The organism is Streptomyces malachitofuscus (assembly GCF_055571035.1).
In genome coordinates, this window is record NZ_JBVIGA010000001.1 from 432,582 (window position 1) to 455,934 (window position 23,353).

The following is a 23,353-nucleotide window of genomic DNA, read 5'->3' on the forward strand; positions in this document are numbered from 1 at the left end:
GGCCAGGTAGCCTTGCAGGCGTGCCCCGTCTGTCAGAAGTCATCGCCGCGCTGGAGAACCTGTGGCCCGCCGAGCGGGCCGAGTCCTGGGACGCGGTCGGCACCGTCGTGGGCGACCCCGACCAGGAGGTCGCACGGGTCCTGTTCGCCGTCGACCCGGTCCAGGAGATCGTCGACGAGGCGGTGAAGCTGGGCGCCGACCTGCTGGTCACCCACCATCCGCTCTATCTGCGCGGGACGACCACGGTGGCGGCCTCCACCTTCAAGGGCCGCGTGGTGCACACCCTCATCAAGAACGACATCGCGCTGCACGTCGCCCACACCAACGCCGACACCGCCGACCCGGGTGTCTCCGACGCCCTCGCCGGCGCGCTGGACCTCAGGGTCGTACGGCCCCTCGTCCCGGACCCCGCCGACCCCGAAGGCCGCCGGGGACTGGGCCGCGTGTGCGAACTGGACCACCCGCTGACCGTCCGCGACCTCGCCGCCCGCGCCGCCGAACGGCTCCCCGCCACCGCGCAGGGCATCCGCGTGGCCGGCGACCCCGAGGCGCTGGTGCGCACGGTCGCCGTCAGCGGCGGCTCCGGGGACAGCCTCTTCGACCACGTCCGGGCCGCCGGCGTGGACGCCTTCCTCACCGCGGACCTGCGCCACCACCCGGTGTCCGAGGCGCGCGCCCACAGTCCCCTCGCGCTGCTCGACGCGGCGCACTGGGCCACCGAATGGCCCTGGTGCGAGCTGGCGGCAGCCCAGCTCGACGAGATCTCCGACCGCCATGGATGGGGCCTGCGGGTCCATGTCTCGAGGACGGTCACCGACCCCTGGACCGCCCACGCGGCGTCCACCGCCACCACCGAACCCTCTGGAGCCCCCAACTGAACGCCGCGCCCGCCGACCAGATCCGACTCCTCGACGTCCAGGACCTCGACGTCCGGCTGCAGCAGCTCGCCCACCGGCGCAGGTCGCTGCCCGAGCACGCCGAGATCGAGTCGCTGAACCGGGACCTCGCCCAGCTGCGCGACCTGCTCGTCGCCGCGCAGACCGAGGAGAGCGACTGCGCCCGCGAGCAGACCAAGGCCGAGCAGGACGTCGACCAGGTGCGTCAGCGCGCCGCCCGCGACCAGAAGCGCCTCGACTCCGGTGCCGTCTCCTCGCCCAAGGACCTGGAGAACCTCCAGCGCGAGATCGCCTCCCTCGCCAAGCGGCAGGGCGACCTCGAGGACGTCGTCCTGGAGGTCATGGAGCGCCGCGAGTCCGCGCAGGAGCGGGTCGCCGAACTGACCGAGCGGGTCGGCTCCGTGCAGGGGAAGATCGACGACGCGACCGCGCGCCGGGACTCCGCCGTCGAGGAGATCGACGGCGAGGTCGCCTCGATCACGAAGGAGCGCGAGGTTGTCGCCGGCTCCGTGCCCGCCCCGCTGCTGAGCCTGTACGACAAGCTGCGCGAGCAGCAGGGCGGCATCGGCGCGGCGAAGCTGTACGCCCGTACCTGCCAGGGCTGCCGCCAGGAGCTCGCCATCACCGAGCTCAACGAGGTCCGGTCCGCCGCCCCCGACGCGGTGCTGCGCTGCGAGAACTGCCGCCGCATCCTGGTGCGTACGTCGGAGTCGGGGCTGTAGGGGGCGTCCGGCAGTGCGGGAGTTCATCGTCGAGGCGGACGGCGGGTCGCGGGGCAACCCGGGCCCGGCGGGCTACGGGGCCGTGGTGAGCGACGCGGCGACGGGGGAGACGCTGGCGGAGGCGGCCGAGTACATCGGCGTCGCCACGAACAACGTGGCCGAGTACCGGGGCCTGCTCGCCGGCCTCACCGCCGCCCGCGAACTGGACCCGGGGGCGCGGGTGCACGTCCGGATGGACTCCAAGCTCGTCATCGAGCAGATGACGGGCCGCTGGAAGATCAAGCACCCGGCGATGAAGCCGCTCGCGGCGGAGGCGGCCCGCGTCCTCCCGCCGGAGCGGGTCACCTACGAGTGGATCCCGCGCGAGCGGAACAAGCACGCCGACCGCCTGGCCAACGAGGCGATGGACGCGGGCAAGCGGGGCGAGCAGTGGTCGCCCACGACCTCCCGCGCCGACCTGGACACCCCGGCGACGCGCCCGGCGACGCCCGAGCCGTCGGGCCCACCCGGCGACGCGAAGGCAGGCGCGGCCCGAGCCCGCGCGGCCCTGTCCGCGGCGGGCAGGGCCGGTGACGCGCAGGCGGGCGCGGGCGGCGGCGCTCGGGGTGGTGAGACCGCGGGTGCCGGTGCGGCAGCTGCGGGGGACGCCGGTGCCGGGGGTGACGCGGACCTCCGGCCCGCGCAGGCGGCAGGTGCGGCCGGAGGCGCGACAGCGGGCGCGGCGGACGGCGCCCGGGCCGTCGAGACCACCCGTGCCGGTGCGGCGGCCGCGGATGTGCGGGCCGCTCAGGCCGTGGCCACGCCCGCGGTCGGCTGGGCGGGGCCCGACATGGGGCAGCCGGCCACATTCGTGCTGTTGCGGCACGGAGAGACGCCGTTGACTCCGCAGAAGCGTTTCTCGGGGAGCGGCGGAAGCGATCCCTCCCTCTCCGCCGTCGGGCGGGAGCAGGCCGAGAGGGTCGCCGCCGCGCTCGCCCGGCGCGGCACCGTCCAGGCGGTCGTCGCCTCCCCCCTCGCCCGCACCCGCGAGACCGCCGGCATCGTCGCCGCCCGCCTCGGTCTCGACGTCAGCGTGGACGACGGTCTGCGGGAGACGGACTTCGGCGCCTGGGAGGGCCTCACCTTCGGCGAGGTCCGCGAACGCCACCCCGAGGACCTGAACGCCTGGCTGGCGTCCCCGGACGCCGAACCCACCGGCGGCGGCGAGAGTTTCGCGGCCACCGCCGCCCGTGTGGCCGCCACCCGCGACAAGCTGATCGCCGCGTACGCCGGCCGTACGGTCCTGCTCGTCACCCACGTGACACCGATCAAGACGTTCGTACGGCTGGCCCTGGGCGCCCCGCCCGAGGCTCTGTTCCGCATGGAGCTGTCGGCGGCCTCACTCTCCGCGGTGGCCTACTACGCCGACGGCAACGCCAGTGTCCGCCTGTTCAACGACACCTCGCACCTGCGCTAGGCACTACACCCTGAGCATGGCCGCCTCGCGGGCCAGCGCCTCCACCCGGGCCCAGTCACGGGCGGCCACCGCGTCGGCCGGCAGCATCCAGCTCCCGCCCACACAGCCCACGTTGGGCAGCGCGAGATAGTCCGGCGCCGAGTCGGGGCCGATCCCTCCGGTCGGGCAGAAGCGGGCCTGGGGGAGCGGCCCGGCGAGCGACTTCAGATACGCCGTCCCGCCCGCGGCCCGGGCCGGGAAGAACTTCATCTCCCGCACCCCGCGCTCAAGCAGCGCCACCACCTCCGAGGCGGTCGACACCCCCGGCAGGAACGGCACCCCGGACGTCCGCATGGCCGCCAGCAGCGCATCCGTCCACCCCGGGCTGACCAGGAACCGCGCCCCGGCCGCCACCGCCTCGCCCACCTGCTCCGCCGTGATCACCGTTCCGGCGCCGACCACGGCCTCGGGCACCTCACCGGCGATGCGCCGAACCGCCTCCAGAGCGGCGGGCGTCCGCAGCGTCACCTCGACCGCCGGCAGCCCCCCGGCCACCAGCGCACGCGCCAGCGGTACGGCGTCGGCGGCGTCCTCGACGACGACGACGGGCACGACGGGCGCGAGGTCGAGGACCGAGGGCGAGGGGGACGAGGGCAGGGAAGAACTCATGCCGTCATCCTGCCCTCATCGATGCAGAGCGCGCAAAGGGTGTTGCGTATGTTGCAATATGCGAGATGCGCCTCGGCGTGCCTCAGTGCACCTCGTTCACCAGTACATCCAGCGACCACGCCGTCCCCGCCCGGGCCGGCGCCGCCGCCTCCACCTCGTAACCGAGGTCGCGCAGCGCCTCCACCAGTTCGGCGGGCCCCTTCGGCGCCGCCCCGGCCGCCAGCAGGCTCCGTACGATCCGCCCCTTGGTCGCCTTGTTGAAGTGGCTGACCACCTTCCGCGTCGGCGCGTGCAGCACCCGTACGGTCGCCGTCCGCGCCGCCACCTCGCCCTTCGGCTTCCAGGCCGCCGCGTACGCCGCCGACCGGAGATCGAGGACCAGCCCCTTCCCCGCGGCCTCGGGCAGCACCTCGGCCATCGGCGCGCGCCAGTGCCCGCTCAGCGCACCGAGACCGGGCAGCTTCACCCCCATCGAGCAGCGGTAGGACGGGATCCGGTCGGTGACCCGGACCGCACCCCACAGCCCGGAGAAGACCAGCAGCGACTTCGCGGCCCGCCGCTTCGCCGCCGTGTCGAGGGACGCCAGGTCCAGGGCGTCGTACAGCACACCGGTGTAGATCTCCCCGGCGGGCCGCGCCCCGGCGGTCCGCAGCTCCGCGTTCTTGGCGACCTCACCGCGCAGTCCCTCGCTCAGCCCGAGCACCTCGCGTGCCTTGTCCTCGTCACCGGCGCACAAATCCACCAGCTCGGCGAGAACCGCCTCCCGCGCGGCGGTCAGCCCGGGCAGCGACAGCGACTCGGGCTTCAGCGGTGCACCGCGGCCGGAAGCGGCCTTGCCTTCGGACGGTGGCAGCAGGACAAGCACACGTACTCCTTCGGTAGAGCTCGCCAGTCAGGGTACGGCGTGAGTCAGCGTGTCCAGTTCGGCGCCGTAGAGCAGGGCGGGGTCGAAGGCCATGCCCGTGAAGTGGCCCGCCAGTTCCAGGGAGAGGACGCCGTGCAGCCGGGTCCAGAAGGTCAGCGCGCGGCGCAGGGCGGCCGGGTCCGCGGGGTGGTCCCCGGCCCACCGCCGGTGCTCCTCCTGCGCCAGATGCGCCTCGAGGACGGTGCCGTCCGCCGGGCCCTCGACGAGCCGGGCGGCGTCGAGCATGTGCGCCATGACGCCCCGCGCGATCACGGTGATGTCGTCGGGGGCGTGGTAGCCGGGGACGGGTGTGCCGAACACGAGGAAGTAGCGCTGCGGGTCGTCGAGCGCCCAGGCGCGCAGGGTGCGGCCCAGCCCCGCGAGGTCCGCGCCCGACTCCACGGCGGCCCCGAAGGCGTCGGCGAGGCTGCGGTAGGCGTCCCGGACCAGCTCGGTGATCAGTTCGTCGCGACCGGAGAAGTACCGGTAGAGCGCGGGGCCGCTCAGGCCCATCTGCTTGGCGATGGCGTTCAGTGACAGCCCTGGCGCCCCCGATGCGGCGATCTGCTCCCAGGCGCGCTCCTTGATCTCCGCGCGCACCTGGCTCCGGTACCGCTCGCGGGGCGTGCGCCCCTCCCTGCTCCTGGCCGTCACGTGCCGTGTCCCTTCGACAGCTGTCCGGTTAGACGCTATCACCGAAGAGAGGGCCTGCAGCGGGCCGTGCGCCGAGGGCACGTACGAGGCCGTCGGCGTCGTCCGCGTGGAAGCGGACCACGCGGACCTCGCGGCGGTGGCCGAGGAAGGTGACGTGCACGACCGGCTCGGTGAGCTCGACCGTGACGGTCGTCTGCGAGCCGATGGCGAGGTCGAGCTCGCCCTCGGTCTTCTCGTGGGTCATCCGCAGCTCACGCCGGACCGAGGCGATCCGCTCCAGCGGTATCCGCAGGTCCACGTGGACGGCCCGGCGGACCCGCAGCACACCCGCGTCCAGGACATGGGGACGGACGACGGACGCGGCGTGCAACGCGATGACGAAGACGACGGTGTACACGTCCAGGAGGAGCACCACCGCGTGCACCGTCGGCCGGTCGCTCAGCAGCACGGACATCGCGACCGTCTCGACCGCGCACACGAACGCGAACCCGAACATCACGGCCGCCTGCCCGCCCGCGTACCCGAAGGCGGCACCCCCGCCGGTGCCGTGCGTCCGCCGCGCCAGCCACAGCCCCAGACTCGCCATCAGCCGCAGCTCGTGCCGGGCCAGCGCCCATCCCACCCGCACGCCCCTCACGACCGGGTTGCCCCTCACCACCGGTCCGCCCTCACGACCGGCCCTCCGCCACGATCCGCAGCGCCCGCCGGATCGCCTCCGCCTGCGCCGGGGCGAAGTCGGCGTAGAAGGCCCGCAGAAAGCTGCCGTTCCCGTCGAGCCCCGCCCCCTCCGGCACCAGCTCCGCCGGCACGCACGCGGCGAGGGCACGGGCGGCCTCCTCCACCCGCGGGTCCTCCGGTCCGGCGTCCGCGAGCTCATCGAGAAGGCGGTACACGGCCACGGTCCGCTCCGCCCCGCCCGGACCCCCGACCACCTCGCCCATCAGCCGCGTCATCCGCTCCCGCTCCTCCGGCGGCGCCGACGTCCCGATCAGCGCGAGCAGTTCACGGTCCTTGGCGGCCATGGGGGAGTCCGACAGCCCGCCGGTGTCCCGGAAGAGCGCGGCCAGCTCCGGGGAGAGCGGTCCCTCGGCGGTCAGCCCGTCCTCCGACTCCAGCAACATCCGCAACCGCGCCCGCCGCTCCCGGATCGCCTCCTCCTGCCGTGCCAGATCCTCGTCCAGCTCCGTCAGCACCTCGGCGAGGTCCTTGCCGGCGTCGTCCGCCAGCACGTCCCGCACCTCGGCCAGCCCAAGCCCCAACTCGGTCAGCCGCCTGATCCGCGCCAGCACGACGGCGTGCCGCAGCGTGTAGTCCCGGTACCCGTTCCCCAGCCGCTCCGGCTCCGGCAACAGCCCCAGATGGTGGTAGTGCCGCACCGCCCGCGTGGTCACACCGACGGCGCCGGCGAGTTCTCCGATCCGCATGCCCCCAGTAGAAACGTTGCCGCTGCGACAGGGTCAAGCAGATGTCGTGGCGCCTGCCGGGACTCGTGTCCCTGTGCCACGATCGAGGGAAGGATTCCCGATCTCACGGACAGGTGATCACCCGATGTCCCAGTCTGGCGAGCGATCGAAGGAGGGGCGTGACATGACTGCCATGGCCCATGAGCCGCTCTCGCAGGCGGATGTCCTGCTCGAGGGCTTTCTCGCCCTGGACACCCCGGAGGGTTTCCGGGCTGAGCTGATCGAGGGGGAGATCGTTGTGACGCCGCCGCCGGACGGGGATCACGAGGACTACATCGGGTTGATCGTGGAGCAGGTGTACGAGCGTTCCCGCAGGAGGATGCAGTTCTCCGGAAACAAAGGGCTGCAACTGAAAAGTGGCGGGGCATGCCCGAAGGACCGCGTGATCCCGGACGGCACTTTCGCCCCCAGGGAGCTGCGGCTCTACCGAGGCGCCGACTCCTGGATGCCCTGCGACGGCGTTGCCATGGTCCTGGAAGTGACGTCGACCAAACCGAAGGCCGACCGCGAGACCAAACGCCGCTGCTACGCCCGTGCCGGCATCCCCCTCTACCTCCTCATCGACCGCGAAGCCTCCGCGATCACGCTGTTCAGCGACCCGGAGAAGGACGAGTACCGCGAGCGGTGCACCCGCCCGTTGGGCAAGCCGCTGACCCTCCCCGAGCCCTTCGCCTTCGACCTGGACACCGCCGACTTCCTCTGATCCCCGGTGGGCGGGGGTGGATCTACGTCAACCCGGCGATCGCGGTCGCGGCCGGTGCCCTCTTCCTGGACGAACCCCTCACCGCGACCGTCCTGGCCGCCTTCGCCCCGATCCTCACCGGCTCGGTCCTCGCCAACGCGGAACGGAAGCCCGCCGGCCGCCGGGTACCATGGTCCACACGGCAGACGAGCCGGGCGGGCGGCCGCGTGGAGTCCCTCACGGGACTTCCCGAGGAACGTCCGGGCTCCACAGGGCAGGGTGGTGGCTAACGGCCACCCGGGGTGACCCGCGGGACAGTGCCACAGAAAGCAAACCGCCCAGTGCTCAGGCGCTGGGTAAGGGTGAAACGGTGGTGTAAGAGACCACCAGCGCCTGAGGTGACTCAGGCGGCTAGGTAAACCCCACCCGGAGCAAGGTCAAGAGGAGACGCCTCTTCGGAAGCGTCTCTGCGCGGACGTTCGAGGGCTGCCCGCCCGAGTCCGCGGGTAGACCGCAGGAGGCCGGTGGCAACACCGGCCCTAGATGGATGGCCGTCGCCCGGGGCTCCGCGAGGAACCCCGGGAACAGAACCCGGCGTACAGCCCGACTCGTCTGCCGCCACCACCCAAAGCCGGCGGGGTCGAACCCCGAGCTAGGGCTTGCGCCCGATGGCTCCGTAGGAGTCGACGTGCGGGGCCGGGGCGCCGGGTTCCGGGCGCCACTGGGTGCACGGGGTGACGCCGGGGGCGACGAGGTCGAGGCCCTCGAAGAACGAGGCGATCCCCTCGGGGCTGCGGAGGCGGTACTGGACCGGGGTACGGTCGTTGTGCTCCTGCTGGGCGGAGCGCAGTTCCTCGTTGGTGTCCGTGCCGTCGCAGACCAACAGGTAGCTGCCGGACGGGAGCGGGGCGAGCAGGCGGCGGACCAGGTCGCGGGCCTCGTCGTCGTCCATGACGTGGCCCAGGATACCGCTGAGAATGACGGCGACCGGCTGCTCGAAATCGAGGATCCGGCGGGCGGCCTGCATGATGGTCTCGGGTTCGTGCAGGTCCGCGTGGAGGTAGTCGGTGGCTCCCTCCGGGGCGCCGATCAGCAGGGCTCGGGCGTGGGCCAGGACCAGCGGATCGTTGTCGACATAGACGATGCGGCACTCCGGCGCCACCCGCTGGGCGATTTCGTGGGTGTTGTTCTCGGTGGGCAGGCCGGTACCGACGTCCACGAACTGCCGTATCCCCGCCTCCGCCGCGAGGTAGGTGACACCACGGCCCAGGAACGCCCGGAAGGCGCGGGCGTTCTCGGCGATCTGGGGGAAGGCTTCCTGGAACTGTTCGGCGGCCTCCTGATCGACCACGTAGTTGTCCTTGCCGCCCAGCCAGTAGTTCCACATCCGCGCCGAGTGCGGTACCGAGGCGTCGATATCCGGCGTCGGCCGGGCCGGCCCCGATGAGGGCATCATCATGTCGCTTGACTCCTGTCCCACGAAACACGCGGATTGAACCCGCATAATACGCACGCAAGTTGACCGAGTCACCAACATCAGAAACCCGTCCGGCCCCGCGGCCGCCTTGCCCGGCAAGGTGACCCGGGGTACCTGGCAACGCCCCTCCGCCCGGCACCTGTGCCTGGAGTCCTACGACAACCCCGACACGGCCCGCCGCCGGTCGGCCCGCCGTGGATGCGACGGCACCCCAGGTGCCGGCGGAGCCTGCCGCCATGCAGCTGGCCTTTGATTTCGACGAGGACGACGGTGAGTGAATCGCAGGGCGGACAAGGTTCGCGTGCCAGTGCCAGTGCCTCAGCCGCGGTCCTCGTTCCGCCACGTCAGCTGCACCTGCAGATGCCCCTGCGCCCCCGTCCGGGCCAGCACCGCGCCCACCTCCGCGTCCAGTTGGATCCCGAACTCCACGGTGACCTCGTCGGGGCGCTCGGGGAGGTCGCGCATGCGGTGGACCGTGAGGGCGGCGGCGCTGCGGACCTGTTCCAGGGCCGTGGTGAAGGAGCCGGTGGCGCGGGCCACCAGGTCGGAAGGGGTGGCCGCGTCCACCACTCCGCCGTCGGCGCGTGTGATGTCCGCGATGACGAAGTCGCCGTCACCCAGGTCGAATCGGACCAGCATGCTGCCTCCCCCTCGGCCGCCGGGCGCGCCGGGGCCCACCGTAGCGATCAGGGGGACCGGACGGGAACACCGTCGGCCGCACGGCGGCGGCTGATCGAAAGATTCCGGCCTTCGTGGCCGCCAGGAGCCCTTTCGGCATGGCTGCGGGCCCGCCACTATGGGAAGAGGTGCGTCCGCGCGCGCCGGGTCACCAGCAGGAGCCGACAGGGGGAAGCCTGACGTGAGGACTTCTACGACCGACATAGAGAGCGGACTTGTCGATCTCAGCGGTTGTGGTCTTCGGGAGGCAATGGCCCTGTCCGGCGATCCGATGGCCAAGGCGCAGGAGGCACTGCTCGCGGAGCTCGCCAGGGAAGCGGCAGGACAGAGCGCCGGCGGCCCGTACCCCAGCCCGTTCTCCCCTGCGCGGTGCGACGCCCCCGAGGACTGAGCGCTCGATGTCCGGGACGACATCGGGACAGGCCGGCGGTACCTCACGGCATCGCCTTCCGGTGGCCGATCTCGATGCCGTGGCGGCCGGACGCGTGGGAGAGGGGACGGCCGGGCGGCTGAGCCTCGGCGAGCGCAGCCGGCGGATGCTGATGCTGCGCGGGGTGACCGCGGCGGTCGTCGCCGCCGGGGATCCCGGGCCGCTGCCGCCCGTCACCGAGGCGGTCGGACTGCTGCTGCGCGCGGAGGCCGCCGATGCCCGGGTCGTGTCGGAGATCATCACGCATCCCGCGGTCGGGGTGTGGGCGGTCGGTCTGCTGGCCCGGCTCCGTTCTGAAGGGGCGGCCGACGCGCCCGGCGGGCGGCCCCTGTGGCAGGACACGGGGTATCTGCACGCGTTGGCGGGCGCCGCGGCCGTACGCGCGGGAGTGGGTGCCCTCGTGCGGGTGCCGGCCCACGCCGGCACGGTGTGCCTGCCCACCCTGGGACGGGCCGAGTTCCCCGGCCCGCACATGGAGTACGCCACCGCCGTACTCGACACGGCCCCGGGCGCGGGGGCCACGCTGACGCTCGGTACGCGCGTACTGCGGCTGCCCGGGGAGCCAGGGCTGCCCGGTGAGCGCTGGCACCCCGTGCGCACGCTCGTCTGGCACCCGGGAGGTGACGGGGGGCCGCACACCCTCGCTCTCGACGACTGCGACCCGTACCGGGACTTCCGGGAGCTCCACCCCACGCGCGGACCCCTCGCCGGCGCCGAGGAGGAAACGTGGCGGAGGCTGTTCGCCGAGGCCGGGCAGGTGCTGGCCGCACGCCATCGCGGTGCCGCCGGACTGCTGTCCTTCTCGCTGCGCACCCTCGCGCCGCTGCCCCGCACGCCCCGCTTCCGCGCCGAGAGCGCCTCGTACTCGGAGGCCGTCGGCGGTGTCGTCCTGTCCGAGCCGCACGACGCGACCGAACTCGCGGCGACACTGGTGCACGAGGCCCGGCACTCCGTCCTCAACAGCCTCGTCCACCAGGTCGGGCTGTTCCGGCGGCCGGATCCGGATCCGGCCGGGAGGGAGCCGGGCGAACCGCTGCTGTACGCGCCGTGGCGCAGTGACCCGCGGCCCACCCCGGGTCTGGTGCACGGGGTGTACGCCTTCGCCGGGGTCGCCGACTTCTGGCGGGTCGAACGGCACGCGCTGAGCGGACACCGCGCCGATCTCGCCCACTTCGAGTTCGCGGTGTGGCGGGACGCGGTCGCGCAGGCACTGCGTTCCCTGAGCGCCCCTGGTCCCCAGGCGTGGCTGACCGACTGGGGGCGCCGGTTCGTCGACCGGCTCGCCTCCTGGACCGCTCCCTGGGCACGCGAGCGGGTGCCGCCGTACCCGCTCGCGCTGGCCCGGGAGGAGAGCGCCGACCTGCGCATCACCTGGCGGCTGCACCATGTGCCCGCCCGCCCGGACGAGGTCCGCGCGCTGGCGGAGCGGTGGCGGTCGGGTCTGTCGGCGCGGGGGGTCGGCGGTGACGCGGAGCCGGTGCCGCGGGCGTCCGGCGGCGGCGGGCGTGAGCCGCGCGGTGAACTGCGCCGGGTGCTCCTCGCCGACGGCTCCCTGAAGGCGGCGCGCCTGGACCACGACCGACGTGCCGATCTGCTGGCCGCCGACCGTGGCCTCGTCGGCGGGGACACCGCCGACGCACTGCGCGGGTACCAAGCGGTTCTCGCCGACGACCCGGGCGCGCACGCCGCCTGGGCGGGGCTGGCGCTGGCCCTGCGGGCGGCGGACGCCACCGCCGCCACGCCCTGTCTGCTGGGCAGGCCGGAACTGGTCCGCGCCCTCGCGCTGGAACTCCACGCGGACGGTGCCTCCCCGGTGGATCCGGTGAAGCTGTGCGCCTGGCTGAGTGAGTGACGCCCGCCGGGCGCCCGGCACCGGAACCGCACGCGCGCGGCCCCGGTGCCGGCCCCGGCATCAGATCTGCAGCGGGTCGATGTCGCAGTTGGCGGTGCGGCTCTCCTCCGCCGCCAGACAGGCCGGGTGGTCCTCGCCCAGGGACGTCCGGTAGCGGGTGAGGGTGTCGGTGTAGAGCTCCTCCACCTCCTCGTGCCGGCCCAACTGCCGCAGTCCGAGCGCGAGGTTGAGGGCGGTGGCCAGCACGACCGGGTGGTCGTGGTCGGTGCCGAAGCGGGCCCGTCCCTGTTCGAGACTGCGCCGAGCGAGGTCCACCGACGCCTGGACCTCGCCCAGTTCGTACAGGTCGACGGCGAGGTTGGAGGAGCAGGCGAGCGCGTTGGGGTGGTCCTCGCCCAGTGTCTCCACCAGACGCTGCCGCGCCTGGGTGTTGATCGCGTGCGCCGCCTCGACCTGGCCGGACAGCCGCAGACAGATCGCCTGGTTGACGCGCCCGGCGACGGTGTGCGGGTGGTCGTGGCCGAGCAGCGCCTCGAACCCTTCGTACCCCTGCTGCCCGAGCAGCAGCGCCCGGTCCAGATCACCGCTCTGCCGTACGTCGATGGCGTGGGCGACCAGGGTGGAGACGGTCAGCGGGTACTTGTCGCCGTACCGGGTCCGGAACAGGTTGAGGGCACGGCCGGACAGTTCCAGCGCCCGGGAGTGGTTGCCGGCCCGGCGCTCGGTCACCGACAGCAGGCGCAGCGCGGCCATGGTGTGCGGGTGGGCCTCGCCGTAGTTGTACTGGTAGCGGTCCGCCACGTCCCGCGCCTGGTCGCGGGCGGCCAGGTACTGCCCGCCCTCCTGGAGGTCGAGGGCGACGGCCGCCATGGTGGACAAGGTGTTCAGGGAATTCTCGCCGAACTCCTCCACTCTGCGGCGGTACGTCTCCCGGTCCAGTGCGAGCGCCTCACCCAGTTCGCCGATGAACCGCAGGTTGAGCGCGTGCCGGTGCGCCGCCACGAGTGTGGTCACGTCGTTCGGCCCGAACAGCCGGGTGCAGGTGTCGAAGACGTGCTTGTCGAGCTCCAGGGCCCGGGAGAAGTCACCGCGCAGACGCAGGTCCCAGGCGAGCATGCTGGTGACCTCGAGGGTGGACTCGTGCTCGGGACCGAGTACCTCCGTCATGCCGGACAGGGTCCGCTGGTCCAGTTCGTACGCCTCCGAGTAGCGGCCCAGGATGCGCAGCGCGTCGGCGTACGGCTTGGCGGCGGCGAAGACGTGCTCGGCGTTCTCCCCGTCCTGGGCCCGCCAGGTGTCGTAGGTCAGCTTCGCCAGATCGGCGCAGCCCTGGTGGTCGCCCCACGAGAACATGTACTGCACCTCGTTGAGGACGAGTTGGCGCACCCAGGGGTCGGTCGACTCGACGGCGCGGCTGTGCAGGACGTGCGGCAGCAGATCGCCGTACTGCTGCCACTGGTGCGAGGCCTCCGGCTCGTCCGGGTCGCCCTTGGCGAGCAGCCGGTGGGCGCCCTCGCGCATCTGCCGCTTCAGCGGATCCGACATCTGGTTGATGAGCACCCGCTGGACCAAGCGGTGCAGTTGGACCGTGTTGGTGTTGTGGTTGATGCGGGCCAGCGCGTAGCGGTTGATCTCGCGGATGGCCCGGCCCAGTTTGATCGGGTCGCTGAGGGCCGCGCTCAGTTCCGCCGGTACGGGTGCGTCCCGTACGCCGGTCAGCAGCCGCCGGGAGATCGGCTCGGGGGCGAAGAACGCGCACACCTGCAGGAGCTGGAGGGCCGCGGGGTGGTTGCGGCGCAGCCGTTCCAGCGACACGTTCCAGGCGGCCGCCACGGTCAGCGGGTAGTCGGCCGGGGGGTCGCTGTTCATCAGCTCGTTGGCCTGTTGCTCGAACAGGCGGAGGTACTCGTCGGCGGGCATACCGGTCTCGGACAGCCACACGGCCGCCTGTTCGATGCCCAGGGGCAGGTCGCCCAGTGTCTCGGCGAGCCGGTCCGCTGTCTCGTCGTCCAGTGTGGGGGCACGCAGCTGCAGCAGTGCCCTGCTCTCCTCGCGGGTGAACACATCGACCTCCAGCGGGCGCGCCGAGGCGGCCCACTGGGCGTTGCGGGAGGTGACGAGAATACGGCCCGGTCCGTTTGTCGGAAAGAATTCGCGCACGGCCTCGGGATTTTCTGCGTTGTCGAAGACAAGAAGCCAGTTCTTGTGAGGTTCGCCGATACGCAGTGCTTCTATCACCGCGGGAACGGCACTGTTCGCCTCCCCGCTGCCGACGCTCACTCCGAGCCGGGCGGCCAGCATCACCAGGAACTGGCGGATCTGTTGCGGTTGCTCGGAGGGAATCCACCAGATGACCTGATACTCGTGGAGGTGGCGATAAACGTACTCGACCGCCAGCTGGGATTTGCCGACGCCGCCCATTCCCTGCAGTGCTTCGGGCAGCACTGCCGTGGTGCCCTCCTGCAACCTGCGGTGGAGATCCTCGAGGAGCTGGACACGGCCGGTGAAGGCCCGGTTTCGGGGAGGGACATTGCCCCAGACGGGTGGCGGCTTCTGCAGCCCGTCACTCCTTTGCCCGACTTCGGCGGACTGCAAGCCGGTCACTTCGGCGTTCCTCTCTTCTTCGGGATCCGGTACATCGGCCGCCACGACCAACGGGGCGTTGTCGTCGGAGGTTGCGTTCTCCGAGTTCTCCGACACCTCGGCGAGTGATGGCGAGGAGGGCTCAGCGGCCGCGGAAAGGCGGCGACTGAGCTCGTTCAAGGCCGTCGCATAGGGGCCGGACATGGCCGCGAATGCGGGTAAAACAGAGGAAATCCATGGTGGTAAAGCTTCCATGGGAAAACGGGAAGCGCGACTCGGATCGCGGACGATTCCCCCGAGCTGACCGAAGGTTTGGCCCAACGGGCCCTGCACCGCGGCGGCCAGGGAATCGAACATGAGGGTCATCGCCCATGCCGTCTCTCCCTTGGTCCCCTCGGACAGCAGTTCCCTGCGCAGCTCGGTGCCCAGCTCCAGCTCGGACCGGGCCAGGGCCGGTGTCTCGGGATCGCCGGGGACCCGCCGGAGGATGCCGGAGAGCAGCAGCTCGGCCACGTGCCAGGTGCGCGCCTCGGGCAGCAGCCGGGCCTGCACCATGCGCAGCACCGCGAGGTTCAGCAGCGGCAGCGCCGCGCACAGCCGGGCCAGGCGGTAGGCGGTGGGGGACAGCTGCGCCCGCAGGGTGCGGGCCGCCACCTCGGGCGGTGCGATGAGGTGCGCCGGGTCCTGCCGTGCCGCCAGGGGCGGGCCGCCGGCCGTCGGGGACACCCACAGGGCCCGGGTGGCCCACGCCCCGGTCACTTCGCCCGCGGTGAAGCGTGCCCACCGGCCCAGCCCCTCGGCCGTCAGCGTCACCACCGGTACGGCGATGCCCTGCCCGGGAGCGCCGGGTCCCGGACCCGGCCCCGGCGTGAAGCCGTCCGCGAGACCGTTCGCCGGGCCGTCCGGGAAGTCGGCGGGGCCCAGGGCGAGGTCGTCGTGGCGGGCGGACCAGGTGCCGTTGGCGGCTGCCGGACCTGGCGCGGTGATCCGGAGCCGGTGGGTGCGGGTGCCGGTACGGGCCCACACATGGCCGGGCAGGACGTGCACGATCGCCGTGGGAGCGGCGCGGGCCCACCGGGCGAGCGCGCGGTGGGCGCTGCCGTCGGCCCAGCGGGCGGCCTGGAGATCGGTGAGGACCAGCAACACGTGACGCCCGTCGCCCGGCGGCATCGGACCGGCGGACCGCGGTCCCGTCGGCCAGTGGAGCAGACGGACGTCCCGGAACGCGCCGGAGCCGTGCAGTGTCTCCTGGAGCCGCTCGGCGGTCGGCGCCCACAGCCGCATCGACTCCCCGGAGTCGACCAGCAGCGTCAGCGTCAGCCAGCGTTCCTCGGCGGGACGCTGCAACGGCAGCCAGACTCCCTGCTCGGCGGCCCTCTCGGCGGTGCGCTCCTCGTCCAGCTCCTGCCGGTGCAGCGAGCCGACCCGCTGTTTGAGGGGCAGCACCGACTTCTCGATGGACCGGGAATCGTCGAGGGCCAGTTTTCTGCCCAGCTCCACCAGCAGACTCTCCAGCCGCTCCGCCGGCCGGCCGGCGGATCCGGGATCGGGCCGGGGGGAGGTGCCGTAGGGCTCCGCGATGCTCCCCACGGGAGCGGGCGCGGGGCCGGCCTCCTCGGACGGGTCGGGGCCGTCGGGACGGGCGGTCTCCCGTGGAGCGGGGCCGGGGTCCGGCCCCGGGACCGGACCGGGCGGGCGTGTGTCGTCGGTGGGCGGGGAGGGGGCCGGTCCGGTGTCACCCGCCGGCGGCCCGGGCGGGGGTGCCGCGGCGGCCCGGAGGATCAGCCGCTCGCGCTGCACCGCCAGCCAGACGACGTCCCCGGCCTCGTCCCAGAGCGGCGTCGTACGATCCTGGCCGGCGCGCAGCCCGGACCGCGAAGCGGCACCCGGCCTGACACCGTCACGCGCCCCGCCGCCTTGGAAGGGCGAGTGGCTCATCCTCCAGTCCCTGCCCCGTCGAGCCGCCGCCACAGGGCGTGCAGCAGCTCGTTCCAGGAATGCCGGCCGGGACCGGACGGGGTGGTGCGGAGGAACTCCGAGCTCAGCAACTGGTCGGCGGCGAGTGTGCCGCCCGTGCGGGAGCGGGCCAGGAAGTCCCGGATCATGACGGCGCGGTGCTCGTCGTCCCCGGCGGCCAGGTGGGCGGAGAGCACCGCCGCGAGCTGGTCCGCGTCCGGCGGGGGGAGTTCGAGGTAGAGACAGCGGCGCAGAAAGGCCGGCGGCAGGACCCGCTCGCCGTTGCTGGTGATCACGACGACGGGGAACGCCGCACAGCGCACCAGCCCGTGGTGGACGAACGCCGTGCCGTCCGGGTCGTCGGTGTGCACCTCGGCGTCCGGCATCCGGGCGCGCATGCGGGCCAGTTCGGAAATCCGGTACTCGCCCTCCTCGAAGACGCTCAGGAGGTCGCCCACGAGATCCACGTCGGCCTTGTCGATTTCGTCGATCAGCAGCACCCGCGGTACGACGCGAGGCAGTAACGCCGTTCCCAGAGGCCCGAGTTGGATGTAGTCGCCGATGTTGTGCAGTCCGTCGGCGCCGAGCTCGGCGGGCGGTTTCCCGGCAGCCTCGCCGGATAACGCCCCGACGGCGGGACCCAGCAGGGCTCCGCGGGCGGCGGCCTCCTGGACCCGGCCGATGGCGTCGTAGGAGTAGAGGCCTTCCTTGAGGGTGCTGCGGCTGGTGATGTTCCACCGCAGCACTCGGCCAAGGCCCAGCTCACGGCTGACGCAATGGGCGAGGCTGGACTTCCCGATGCCGGGCGGGCCCGCGACGATCAACGGGCGGCGCAGCATCAGTGCGGCGTTGACCAGGTCCTTCTCCTGCACGGAGGCGCTGCGCGGCACCGGGCCGTCAGCCGGTCCCAGCCGTCGGGTGAATTCCGCCTCGTCCTGCGGCGCCGGCTCCTCGATGAGCGGTCCGCCGGAGAAACGCCGCCACGGCGGGGGAGGCGGCAGCAGGTCGATTCCCGGTGTGTCCTCGCGTGGCCGGCCCGTGCCCCGGTAGATGTGCCAGGCACCGGGATCGACGACGGTGCCGTCGGCCGCTGCCGGATCGTGCAGACCCCTGTCGGCCATCGACCGTCCCCCCAAACCTGAGTCGTGCGCGGAGCGGTGCACATCCGTACGACCGAGCCACCTCCCGTCCAACACCCCCCGCACTGCCGCGAGTTGACGTACCACCCGGACGCACGGGGAGCTCAACCCGCCGATTCCGGGACCTCGGGGAGGCGGCTCGGATCGTCCCACAGCACAGCTATGCGAGAGCGCATGGCACCCTCGCGCCCATCGTCCCGTGTTCCGGGAGAGAAGTGCAAGCGCGTCACATGGTCGAGTAGGGCATCCCAGCCGCCCGCGTCGGACAGTGTGTGCACCACGGCGTGCTCCCGGTCGCTGAGCGCCCCCTCGTGCGCCCACAGCAGTACCGGCAGGCCCACCTGCAACCCCAGTACCAGCTCTCGGCGGCCCGCCTCGTCGTCGGGCGGGGAGCCGAGGGTCATCAGGGCGATGGACGGGTTCTGCTTCAACTTCGTGTACAGAAGCCGACGTTGGTCGCCGTCGCCCTGCTCGCAGCGGTGCACGCTCGCCCCGCCGTCACCGGTGAGCACCTGCCAGCGCTCGTTCCAGACGCGGTGGAGATGCAGGGCGTCCATCCGTTCCAGGCTTCTTATGACGACCTTGTACTCCATCCCGAAGGGCGCGGCGAAAGCCGCGTCCTCCGCCACCGAGCCGAAGGGAGCCGCGCGCGGCCACTCCTCCACGGGGGTGTTCACCATGTCCACCGGAAGGATGAACTCGAGAACGACGCCTCCCCGGTGATGCCGCAGCCGTGCCTCCTCCTGGTCGACCAGGGCGGCCACCCGGGCCGGCACGTCGCTCAGCGACAGCCTCCGGTCGTCGCGCTGACGCGGCTCCCAGGAGCCTCCCGTACTGGTCCAGCAGGTGAGCCACACCTGCTCGGCGGAGTCCTCGCACGGATGCAGCCGGACCACGAGATAGGCCGTCCCGTCCGCCGCATCCCGCCAACGACCGGTGGTGCGACGGACGTTGTCCAGCAGACGCATGGCCTCCACGCCCTCGTCCACCGAGGCGCGTACGTCCCGGCTGAGCCACTGGCGCAGCGCGTCACCGGGCTCGGGGCCGACGACGTAGGCGACTTCCTGCACGAAGCGCACGCTCCGGGAGACGCCGTCGGGTGGCACATTGCAGTTCTCCAGCAGCTCGTACGCCTCCCAGGCCGTGCGCACGCTCGCGGGCAGCGGTCCGAAGCCGTCCCCGGCGGCGAAGGCGAAGATCCGGTCCAGCTCGGGGACGTTCTGCCGGTCAAGTCCGGCGAGGAGCGAGGCGAGTTCGCGCCGCTGCTTGGAGTCGCCCAGGTGCGGGGCGGGGCCGCCGGCCAGAGCGGCCGCCTGCTCCGAGGGCAGGTCGTAGTGGGCCAGGAACCGCACCGCACCCGTCAGTTCCCGCCAGCCCTCGGGGACACCTCCGAAGACCTTCACCATCTCGACCAGATGGGGCTTCTTCTCGTCGAACTCCGCGACGGAGAGCCGTTGTCCCAGGCGCTCCAGGGCGGTTTCGACGCACAGCCGGCGCGAGCGCACGGTGTCCAGCACGGGCACCTTCATGAGCGCGTCGACGAGCTGTGCGGCACGTTCGGTGCGGGAGACCGGGTCACCCGCACCCGGGCTCCACCAGGGGCGTTCCGACATGTCAGGCATCGCCGCCCAACCGGTCCGGCCAGAGGGCGTGTGCCGCCCGGGCGAAGTCCCGTGCGGTGACGGAGTCGCCCTCGAGCCTGCGCACGGCACGCACCAGCTCGGCGGGTCCGTCCGGATAGTCACCGCATCGGCGCACCAGGTGGAACAGCTGCAACCGCGGTACGTCGTCACGGGGCACCGTGCCGGAGATGCCGACGGGCAGTACGGACAGCAGGCGGCGGGCGTCGGCGGCGGCGGACCCGGTGGTCATGAGCGTGTCGACGAGGTCCCAGGCGTCCACGGACACGGGCCCGGCCGGAGCGGCCGGGGGCGGTGGCGCGAAGGGGGTGCCGGAGAGCAGCCCGAGGGGGATCATCCACGCGACGCGCGTAGGGGCCGGTCCGACCGCGTTCAGCACGGACGCCACCACGCCGACGACCTGGCCCCGGGCCTCGTCCCACACCCCCGCCCCACTGAAACCGCGTTCGATGCGGGCGCCCCGGCCGTCGTCGCCCTCGAGCTGCATCCAGCCCGGATGCGTCCCGCCGACCGCGACCGTCCTGGCCCGCGCCCACACTCCGTCGGGCACGGTGGCGGGGTGCCCGTACACGAGGACCGCCGCGCCGTCACCGGCCGGGCCGTCCGCGACGGGCGTCGGGCCGGCGCCCGGGGGCGGTGCGCCGTCCAGCACCAGTACGGCCAGGTCCCCGGCGGGCGGGTGCCGGAACCAGCCGCCCGGGGCCACGCGCGCGGTCACGCGGTGTCCGGGGGACGCCGGGAAGTCCACCGGGAAGGCACCCTTCGGGGCTTCCTCCAGCCGACGGCACCTCAGCGCGCTCTCCACGACATGGGCGCAGGTCACGGCCAGCCGGTCGGTGAGCAGTACGGCGGCGCCCGCGACGGCGGTCCGGGCCGGCCCGGTCAGCTGCCGGGGAACGGTGCCGGTCCCCGGCCTCGACGGATCGGCGACGATGCTCCCGCCGGCCGGCCGCAGCTCCGGTAACTCTCCCGCCTCCGCGGTGTCCGGGCCGGCCAGTACCCGCATCCGCCACGGCGCCCTGCCCGCCCCGCGGGCGGTCGGGTCCGAGAACCCCGGTCCTTCTCCTGCCATGTCCACGTGCCCCCTCACGCGTACGCCGGGCCGTGTGCCGTACCGCCCCACTGCCCGGGTCTGTCAGGTTAAGGCGTTCCCCGATGCGTGGGTACCGTACCCACGCGGAACCGTTGGCGGTCAACGGCCGTCGGTGAGGGCGGGGCGGGAAAATTCGTCGGACGTCCGGGCCCCGGACAGGTAGGTTCCCTGGTGTTCGAAGGGGGAGCCACGTGGCGAAGCTGAATCAGATCATCGCTGTCGAGAAGGGTGTCAAGAGCAAGTCGCTCCAGGACATCACCGCCGCGCACCACAAGGTGCAGAAGCCCGCGCTGCTGGCCGGCATCTCGCGCACCTACCAGCCCAAGGACGAGGAGGGCGAGCAGCTGCCGCCGGAGTCCACGCGGGTGCAGGTGCAGGCCGAGGACGTGCTGCGGGAGATGGCTGCCTCGCTCACGCGGCTGTTCGACGTGACGGCGACCAAGGACTGGGCGAACTGCACGGCCCGGGCGGACGTCACGGTCGACGGGCGGACCGTCGTGGCCGACGTGCCGGTCAGTTACCTGCTCTTCCTGGAGAAGCAGCTCACCGATCTGCACACCTTCGTCAAGAAGCTCCCCACCCTCGACGCCGCCGAGTCCTGGTCCCACGACCCGTCCACGGACTGGTGGAAGACGGACCCGGTGCGGACCATCCGTACCAAGAAGGTCCCGCGCAACCACGTCAAGGCGGAGGCGACCGACAAGCACCCGGCGCAGGTCGAGGTGTACTACGAGGACGTGCCCATCGGGTACTGGACGACCGTGAAGTTCTCCGGGGCGCTCCCCGCGCGGCGGGTCAACGAGCTCGTCGAGCGGGTCGAGAAGCTCCAGCAGGCGGTGAAGTTCGCCCGCGAGGAGGCCAACAGTGCCGAGGTCACCGACCAGCGGGTCGGGGACGCGGTGTTCGGGTACCTGTTCGGCTGATGCCGGACGCGGGTACCGCGACCGAGAACGCCCCCGCGTGCGAGCGCGGGGGTGCGCTACGGGGCACGGGCCGGATTGAGGACCGGTTCGTGCCAGGAGCGCAAGCTGAAACTGAAGTTCAGCCTGAAAACGCGGCTCGCCGAGACGGCGGCCGCGGTCAATCTCAGACTCTCGCTCCAGTCTCAGCATTGCCGCCGATCGCCGGATCGACCGGGGACGGACAACGCCATCGGATGCGAGTTCGAATCTCGTCTGCACCTCTCTCACGGTGCGGTAGTTCAAAGGAAGAACACGACGGCTTGATGACTGATCCGTCCTCTTAAACGCCACCGGCGTGCGCAATTGGGTGGCATCCCCAGGGGCCCGGGAGCTGGATACGACTCCCGGGCTCCGCCACGTCATGCCCAGGCCGCGACCAGCAGGATCGGGTAGATCAGGCTCAGGGATCCCGTGGTCAGGCCGACTGCGCACTGGACCCGGTTGAGTCCCCGGCCGAGCCCGAGCAGCGCGAAGGTGACGGCCAGGCTGCCGAGGAGCAGGGGGATCGCGATGCCGAGGAGGCCGGCGAACACGGCGGCGGCCAGCGCGGCCGTTCCGAAAGCGAGGGAGACGGGGCCGTAGAGGGTTGCCGGGCTGTCCGCGGATCCGGTGGCCATGAGGGCTCCTTGCTCGATGTGGTGCGTCGAGCGTACTCCAGTGATTTGAACGCGTTCAAATGCGGGGTAGGGTGGTCCTCGTCGAAGGGCGAGGGCTGAAGAGGATCGTGATGCCCGGGGGGAACCGGGCAGGTGGGAAGCGTCCTGAATCGCGCGCTGAGTTCCGCCGGGCACGAGGTCGTGGCGCTGACCAGGCGGCAGTCGGACTTCGAGCAGGAGCGGGACGAGAAGGGTGCGCTGCGCAGGGTGGCCTACCGGCATCTGCGGTGGCACGCGGACTTCGTGAGCCATCGGCGCACACGAGAGCCCTGCCGTCCCACAGGAACCGGCAGGGCTCTCGCAACCGTACGCGTGTCAGACGCTCCGCTCCGAGGAGGCCGGCCCGACGAACCCCGCCCACGCGTCACGCGAGACCGTGACGACGGGCCCGGCGGTGGCCTTGGAGTCCCGGACGTGCACAACTGCCGTACCGTTCGCGACCTCTACGCATTCGCCGCCCTCGGTTCCGCTGTAGCTGCTCTTGAACCAGGCGAGGCCGGAGGCGACGGTCGAGGACTCAGCGCTCTTCATGGCGATCCCAGCAACCTTTCGATGAACTCCGTTGACTCTCGCGGACTGAGAGCCTGTGATCGGATAATCCCATAGAGCGCGGCGGCCAGAACCCCTTGCTCCGAGTCGGTTTCCAGGGAGCCGATGCCTCGTGCCTCGGCGTACACGAACTTCTTGCCGTCCTTGCGCGTGACGACCGTGAACGGACCGTTCACGCCCGCGTTGTCCTCACGATCGAGCGGCATGACCTGGAGCTCGACGTTGCGCTTCTGTCCGATCAGCAGCAGATGCTCCAGCTGTCTCCGCAACGCGGCCTTACCACCGTAGGGGCGTCGTAGGAGTGACTCGTCGAGCACGAAGCTCAGGAAGGGTGCCGGTTGCCGGTCGAAGATGTCCTGTCGGGCCAATCGTGCTGCTACACGCTGTTCTGAGGTCTCTTCGTCCAGAGGGGGGCGCCTCATACCGAGCAGCCCTCTCATGTACTCCTCGGTCTGGAGCAGCCCGTTGAGGACGGGCATGCTGTACGAGACGAGCTCAACCGCCTCTTTCTCCAGCGTCGCCATCCCCTGGAAGAACACCGGATACTGAGCCCGCTCCACCTCCTCCTTCCACACGCACAGCAACCCGCCCGCCCCCAGCGCCTCGTCCGCCCGCTCGATGGTCCGGGGCGACGGAATCCTCCGCCCCTGCTCGAACGATGCGACCGTGGCCGCCGAGTACCCGATCCGGCTCCCGAACTCCGCCCGGTCCAGCCCCTCCCGCAGCCGCAGCGTGTTCATGGTCTGCCCGAACGCGGCGACCACGCCCTTCCCTGCGCCGTCCTCGGGGCGGCGCGGCCCGCCCTCGCCGTCGTCGCTCTCCCATCCGTCCCCGACACTCACGACCGTTCGGCCGTCCCCGCCGCCCGCCGGGGCGTCCGCACCCGTACGCTTCGTCATCGACCACCGCCTTC

At 72.1% G+C, this 23,353-nt stretch carries 21 protein-coding genes, 1 other RNA gene and 1 pseudogene; 9 read left to right on the top strand and 14 right to left on the bottom strand.

Translation table 11 applies throughout. From position 1 onward, the window contains the following. Nucleotides 1–20: 20 nt before the first annotated feature. The 3 genes from ACZ44S_RS01925 to ACZ44S_RS01935 are packed head-to-tail and all read left to right on the top strand — an operon-like array spanning nt 21 to nt 3,074. On the top strand, nt 21–878 hold the full coding sequence (locus ACZ44S_RS01925; RefSeq protein ID WP_466923321.1) for a Nif3-like dinuclear metal center hexameric protein: 858 nt from the start codon (nt 21–23) through the stop codon (nt 876–878). Then, nucleotides 875–1,618 carry a zinc ribbon domain-containing protein gene (locus tag ACZ44S_RS01930; RefSeq protein WP_466923651.1) on the top strand — a complete coding sequence of 248 codons (744 nt, stop codon included), beginning with the start codon at nt 875–877 and terminating at the stop codon, nt 1,616–1,618. The genes ACZ44S_RS01925 and ACZ44S_RS01930 overlap by 4 nt, the downstream gene beginning before the upstream one ends. Nucleotides 1,619–1,631: 13 nt before the next feature. Then, nucleotides 1,632–3,074, top strand: coding sequence for a bifunctional RNase H/acid phosphatase (locus tag ACZ44S_RS01935; RefSeq protein WP_466923324.1), 1,443 nt, complete (start codon nt 1,632–1,634; stop codon nt 3,072–3,074). 3 nt (nt 3,075–3,077) lie between these two features. Here ACZ44S_RS01935 and eda read toward each other — a convergent pair whose 3' ends face one another. From eda to ACZ44S_RS01960, 5 genes are all read right to left on the bottom strand, one after another. Further along, nucleotides 3,078–3,722: a bifunctional 4-hydroxy-2-oxoglutarate aldolase/2-dehydro-3-deoxy-phosphogluconate aldolase gene (gene eda, locus ACZ44S_RS01940; protein WP_466923327.1), complete on the bottom strand. Its 645-nt coding sequence runs from the start codon at nt 3,720–3,722 to the stop codon at nt 3,078–3,080. An 82-nt stretch (nt 3,723–3,804) separates the two neighbouring features. Beyond that, complete coding sequence (gene yaaA, locus ACZ44S_RS01945; RefSeq protein ID WP_466923330.1) at nt 3,805–4,587, bottom strand: peroxide stress protein YaaA; 783 nt, start codon at nt 4,585–4,587, stop codon at nt 3,805–3,807. Between the two features lie 27 nt (nt 4,588–4,614). Next, entirely contained in the window at nt 4,615–5,280 is a 666-nt protein-coding gene (locus tag ACZ44S_RS01950) for a TetR/AcrR family transcriptional regulator (protein WP_466923333.1), read from the bottom strand. Nucleotides 5,281–5,308: 28 nt separating this feature from the next. Further along, nucleotides 5,309–5,866: a hypothetical protein gene (locus tag ACZ44S_RS01955; RefSeq protein ID WP_466923653.1), complete on the bottom strand. Its 558-nt coding sequence runs from the start codon at nt 5,864–5,866 to the stop codon at nt 5,309–5,311. 82 nt (nt 5,867–5,948) lie between these two features. Next, nucleotides 5,949–6,704, bottom strand: a complete 756-nt coding sequence (locus ACZ44S_RS01960) for a MerR family transcriptional regulator (RefSeq protein WP_466923336.1) — start codon at nt 6,702–6,704, stop codon at nt 5,949–5,951. Between the two features lie 163 nt (nt 6,705–6,867). Here ACZ44S_RS01960 and ACZ44S_RS01965 point away from each other — a divergent pair, with 163 nt between their 5' ends. Together ACZ44S_RS01965 and rnpB are read left to right on the top strand one after the other, a co-directional pair. Next, the gene (locus tag ACZ44S_RS01965) at nt 6,868–7,446 is read left to right on the top strand and encodes a Uma2 family endonuclease (protein ID WP_466923338.1); all 579 of its coding nucleotides are present in this window, start codon (nt 6,868–6,870) and stop codon (nt 7,444–7,446) included. A 186-nt stretch (nt 7,447–7,632) separates the two neighbouring features. After that, nucleotides 7,633–8,040, top strand: an RNA gene (gene rnpB / locus ACZ44S_RS01970) — RNase P RNA component class A. A 37-nt stretch (nt 8,041–8,077) separates the two neighbouring features. Here rnpB and ACZ44S_RS01975 read toward each other — a convergent pair. Then, entirely contained in the window at nt 8,078–8,884 is an 807-nt protein-coding gene (locus tag ACZ44S_RS01975; protein ID WP_466923340.1) for an SAM-dependent methyltransferase, read from the bottom strand. Between the two features lie 336 nt (nt 8,885–9,220). Continuing rightward, on the bottom strand, nt 9,221–9,541 hold the full coding sequence (locus ACZ44S_RS01980) for a CU044_2847 family protein (protein WP_466923342.1): 321 nt from the start codon (nt 9,539–9,541) through the stop codon (nt 9,221–9,223). Nucleotides 9,542–9,830: 289 nt separating this feature from the next. Here ACZ44S_RS01980 and ACZ44S_RS01985 point away from each other — a divergent pair, with 289 nt between their 5' ends. Together ACZ44S_RS01985 and ACZ44S_RS01990 are read left to right on the top strand one after the other, a co-directional pair. Continuing rightward, nucleotides 9,831–9,971 (top strand): hypothetical protein, encoded by a 141-nt coding sequence (locus tag ACZ44S_RS01985; RefSeq protein WP_466923344.1) that lies wholly within the window; start codon nt 9,831–9,833, stop codon nt 9,969–9,971. Nucleotides 9,972–10,032: 61 nt separating this feature from the next. Continuing rightward, on the top strand, nt 10,033–11,862 hold the full coding sequence (locus tag ACZ44S_RS01990) for an aKG-HExxH-type peptide beta-hydroxylase (protein WP_466923346.1): 1,830 nt from the start codon (nt 10,033–10,035) through the stop codon (nt 11,860–11,862). Nucleotides 11,863–11,922: 60 nt separating this feature from the next. Here ACZ44S_RS01990 and fxsT read toward each other — a convergent pair whose 3' ends face one another. The 4 genes from fxsT to ACZ44S_RS02010 all read right to left on the bottom strand — a co-directional run bounded on the left by fxsT (nt 11,923) and on the right by ACZ44S_RS02010 (nt 20,252). Then, nucleotides 11,923–16,383 (bottom strand): FxSxx-COOH system tetratricopeptide repeat protein, encoded by a 4,461-nt coding sequence (fxsT, locus tag ACZ44S_RS01995; RefSeq protein ID WP_466923348.1) that lies wholly within the window; start codon nt 16,381–16,383, stop codon nt 11,923–11,925. Continuing rightward, a complete protein-coding gene (locus ACZ44S_RS02000) occupies nt 16,380–17,522 on the bottom strand; it encodes an AAA family ATPase (RefSeq protein ID WP_466923350.1) in 1,143 nt (380 codons plus the stop codon). Before ACZ44S_RS02000 ends, fxsT begins: the two co-directional genes overlap by 4 nt. Nucleotides 17,523–17,644: 122 nt before the next feature. Further along, entirely contained in the window at nt 17,645–19,153 is a 1,509-nt protein-coding gene (locus tag ACZ44S_RS02005; RefSeq protein WP_466923353.1) for a VMAP-C domain-containing protein, read from the bottom strand. Nucleotide 19,154: 1 nt separating this feature from the next. Then, nucleotides 19,155–20,252 (bottom strand): effector-associated domain 2-containing protein, encoded by a 1,098-nt coding sequence (locus tag ACZ44S_RS02010; protein WP_466923356.1) that lies wholly within the window; start codon nt 20,250–20,252, stop codon nt 19,155–19,157. Nucleotides 20,253–20,464: 212 nt separating this feature from the next. Between ACZ44S_RS02010 and ACZ44S_RS02015 the strand changes: the two genes are divergently transcribed. Beyond that, the gene (locus tag ACZ44S_RS02015; protein WP_466923358.1) at nt 20,465–21,196 is read left to right on the top strand and encodes a DUF7873 family protein; all 732 of its coding nucleotides are present in this window, start codon (nt 20,465–20,467) and stop codon (nt 21,194–21,196) included. A gap of 398 nt (nt 21,197–21,594) precedes the next feature. Here the strand turns inward: ACZ44S_RS02015 and ACZ44S_RS02020 are convergent, their stop codons facing one another. Next, the gene (locus ACZ44S_RS02020; RefSeq protein ID WP_466923360.1) at nt 21,595–21,852 is read right to left on the bottom strand and encodes a hypothetical protein; all 258 of its coding nucleotides are present in this window, start codon (nt 21,850–21,852) and stop codon (nt 21,595–21,597) included. A gap of 114 nt (nt 21,853–21,966) precedes the next feature. Between ACZ44S_RS02020 and ACZ44S_RS02025 the strand changes: the two are divergent. Next, a pseudogene (locus ACZ44S_RS02025) lies at nt 21,967–22,104 on the top strand (NAD-dependent epimerase/dehydratase family protein); the annotation flags it as partial. A 102-nt stretch (nt 22,105–22,206) separates the two neighbouring features. Here the strand turns inward: ACZ44S_RS02025 and ACZ44S_RS02030 are convergent. Then, nucleotides 22,207–22,422, bottom strand: a complete 216-nt coding sequence (locus ACZ44S_RS02030; protein ID WP_466923363.1) for a DUF397 domain-containing protein — start codon at nt 22,420–22,422, stop codon at nt 22,207–22,209. Beyond that, complete coding sequence (locus tag ACZ44S_RS02035; RefSeq protein WP_466923365.1) at nt 22,419–23,339, bottom strand: helix-turn-helix domain-containing protein; 921 nt, start codon at nt 23,337–23,339, stop codon at nt 22,419–22,421. The genes ACZ44S_RS02030 and ACZ44S_RS02035 overlap by 4 nt, the downstream gene beginning before the upstream one ends. Nucleotides 23,340–23,353: the final 14 nt, after the last annotated feature.

Coding starts and splice junctions, on each gene's coding strand:
- ACZ44S_RS01960 (WP_466923336.1), bottom strand. CDS start 6,704: ATGCGGATCGGAGAACTCGCCGGCGCCGTCGGTGTGACCACGCGGGCG.
- ACZ44S_RS01965 (WP_466923338.1), top strand. CDS start 6,868: ATGACTGCCATGGCCCATGAGCCGCTCTCGCAGGCGGATGTCCTGCTC.
- ACZ44S_RS02005 (WP_466923353.1), bottom strand. CDS start 19,153: ATGTCGGAACGCCCCTGGTGGAGCCCGGGTGCGGGTGACCCGGTCTCC.
- fxsT (WP_466923348.1), bottom strand. CDS start 16,383: ATGAGCCACTCGCCCTTCCAAGGCGGCGGGGCGCGTGACGGTGTCAGG.
- ACZ44S_RS02000 (WP_466923350.1), bottom strand. CDS start 17,522: ATGGCCGACAGGGGTCTGCACGATCCGGCAGCGGCCGACGGCACCGTC.
- ACZ44S_RS01975 (WP_466923340.1), bottom strand. CDS start 8,884: ATGATGATGCCCTCATCGGGGCCGGCCCGGCCGACGCCGGATATCGAC.
- ACZ44S_RS02010 (WP_466923356.1), bottom strand. CDS start 20,252: ATGGCAGGAGAAGGACCGGGGTTCTCGGACCCGACCGCCCGCGGGGCG.
- ACZ44S_RS02020 (WP_466923360.1), bottom strand. CDS start 21,852: ATGGCCACCGGATCCGCGGACAGCCCGGCAACCCTCTACGGCCCCGTC.
- ACZ44S_RS02035 (WP_466923365.1), bottom strand. CDS start 23,339: ATGACGAAGCGTACGGGTGCGGACGCCCCGGCGGGCGGCGGGGACGGC.
- ACZ44S_RS01985 (WP_466923344.1), top strand. CDS start 9,831: ATGGCCCTGTCCGGCGATCCGATGGCCAAGGCGCAGGAGGCACTGCTC.
- ACZ44S_RS02030 (WP_466923363.1), bottom strand. CDS start 22,422: ATGAAGAGCGCTGAGTCCTCGACCGTCGCCTCCGGCCTCGCCTGGTTC.
- eda (WP_466923327.1), bottom strand. CDS start 3,722: ATGAGTTCTTCCCTGCCCTCGTCCCCCTCGCCCTCGGTCCTCGACCTC.
- ACZ44S_RS01980 (WP_466923342.1), bottom strand. CDS start 9,541: ATGCTGGTCCGATTCGACCTGGGTGACGGCGACTTCGTCATCGCGGAC.
- ACZ44S_RS01955 (WP_466923653.1), bottom strand. CDS start 5,866: ATGGCGAGTCTGGGGCTGTGGCTGGCGCGGCGGACGCACGGCACCGGC.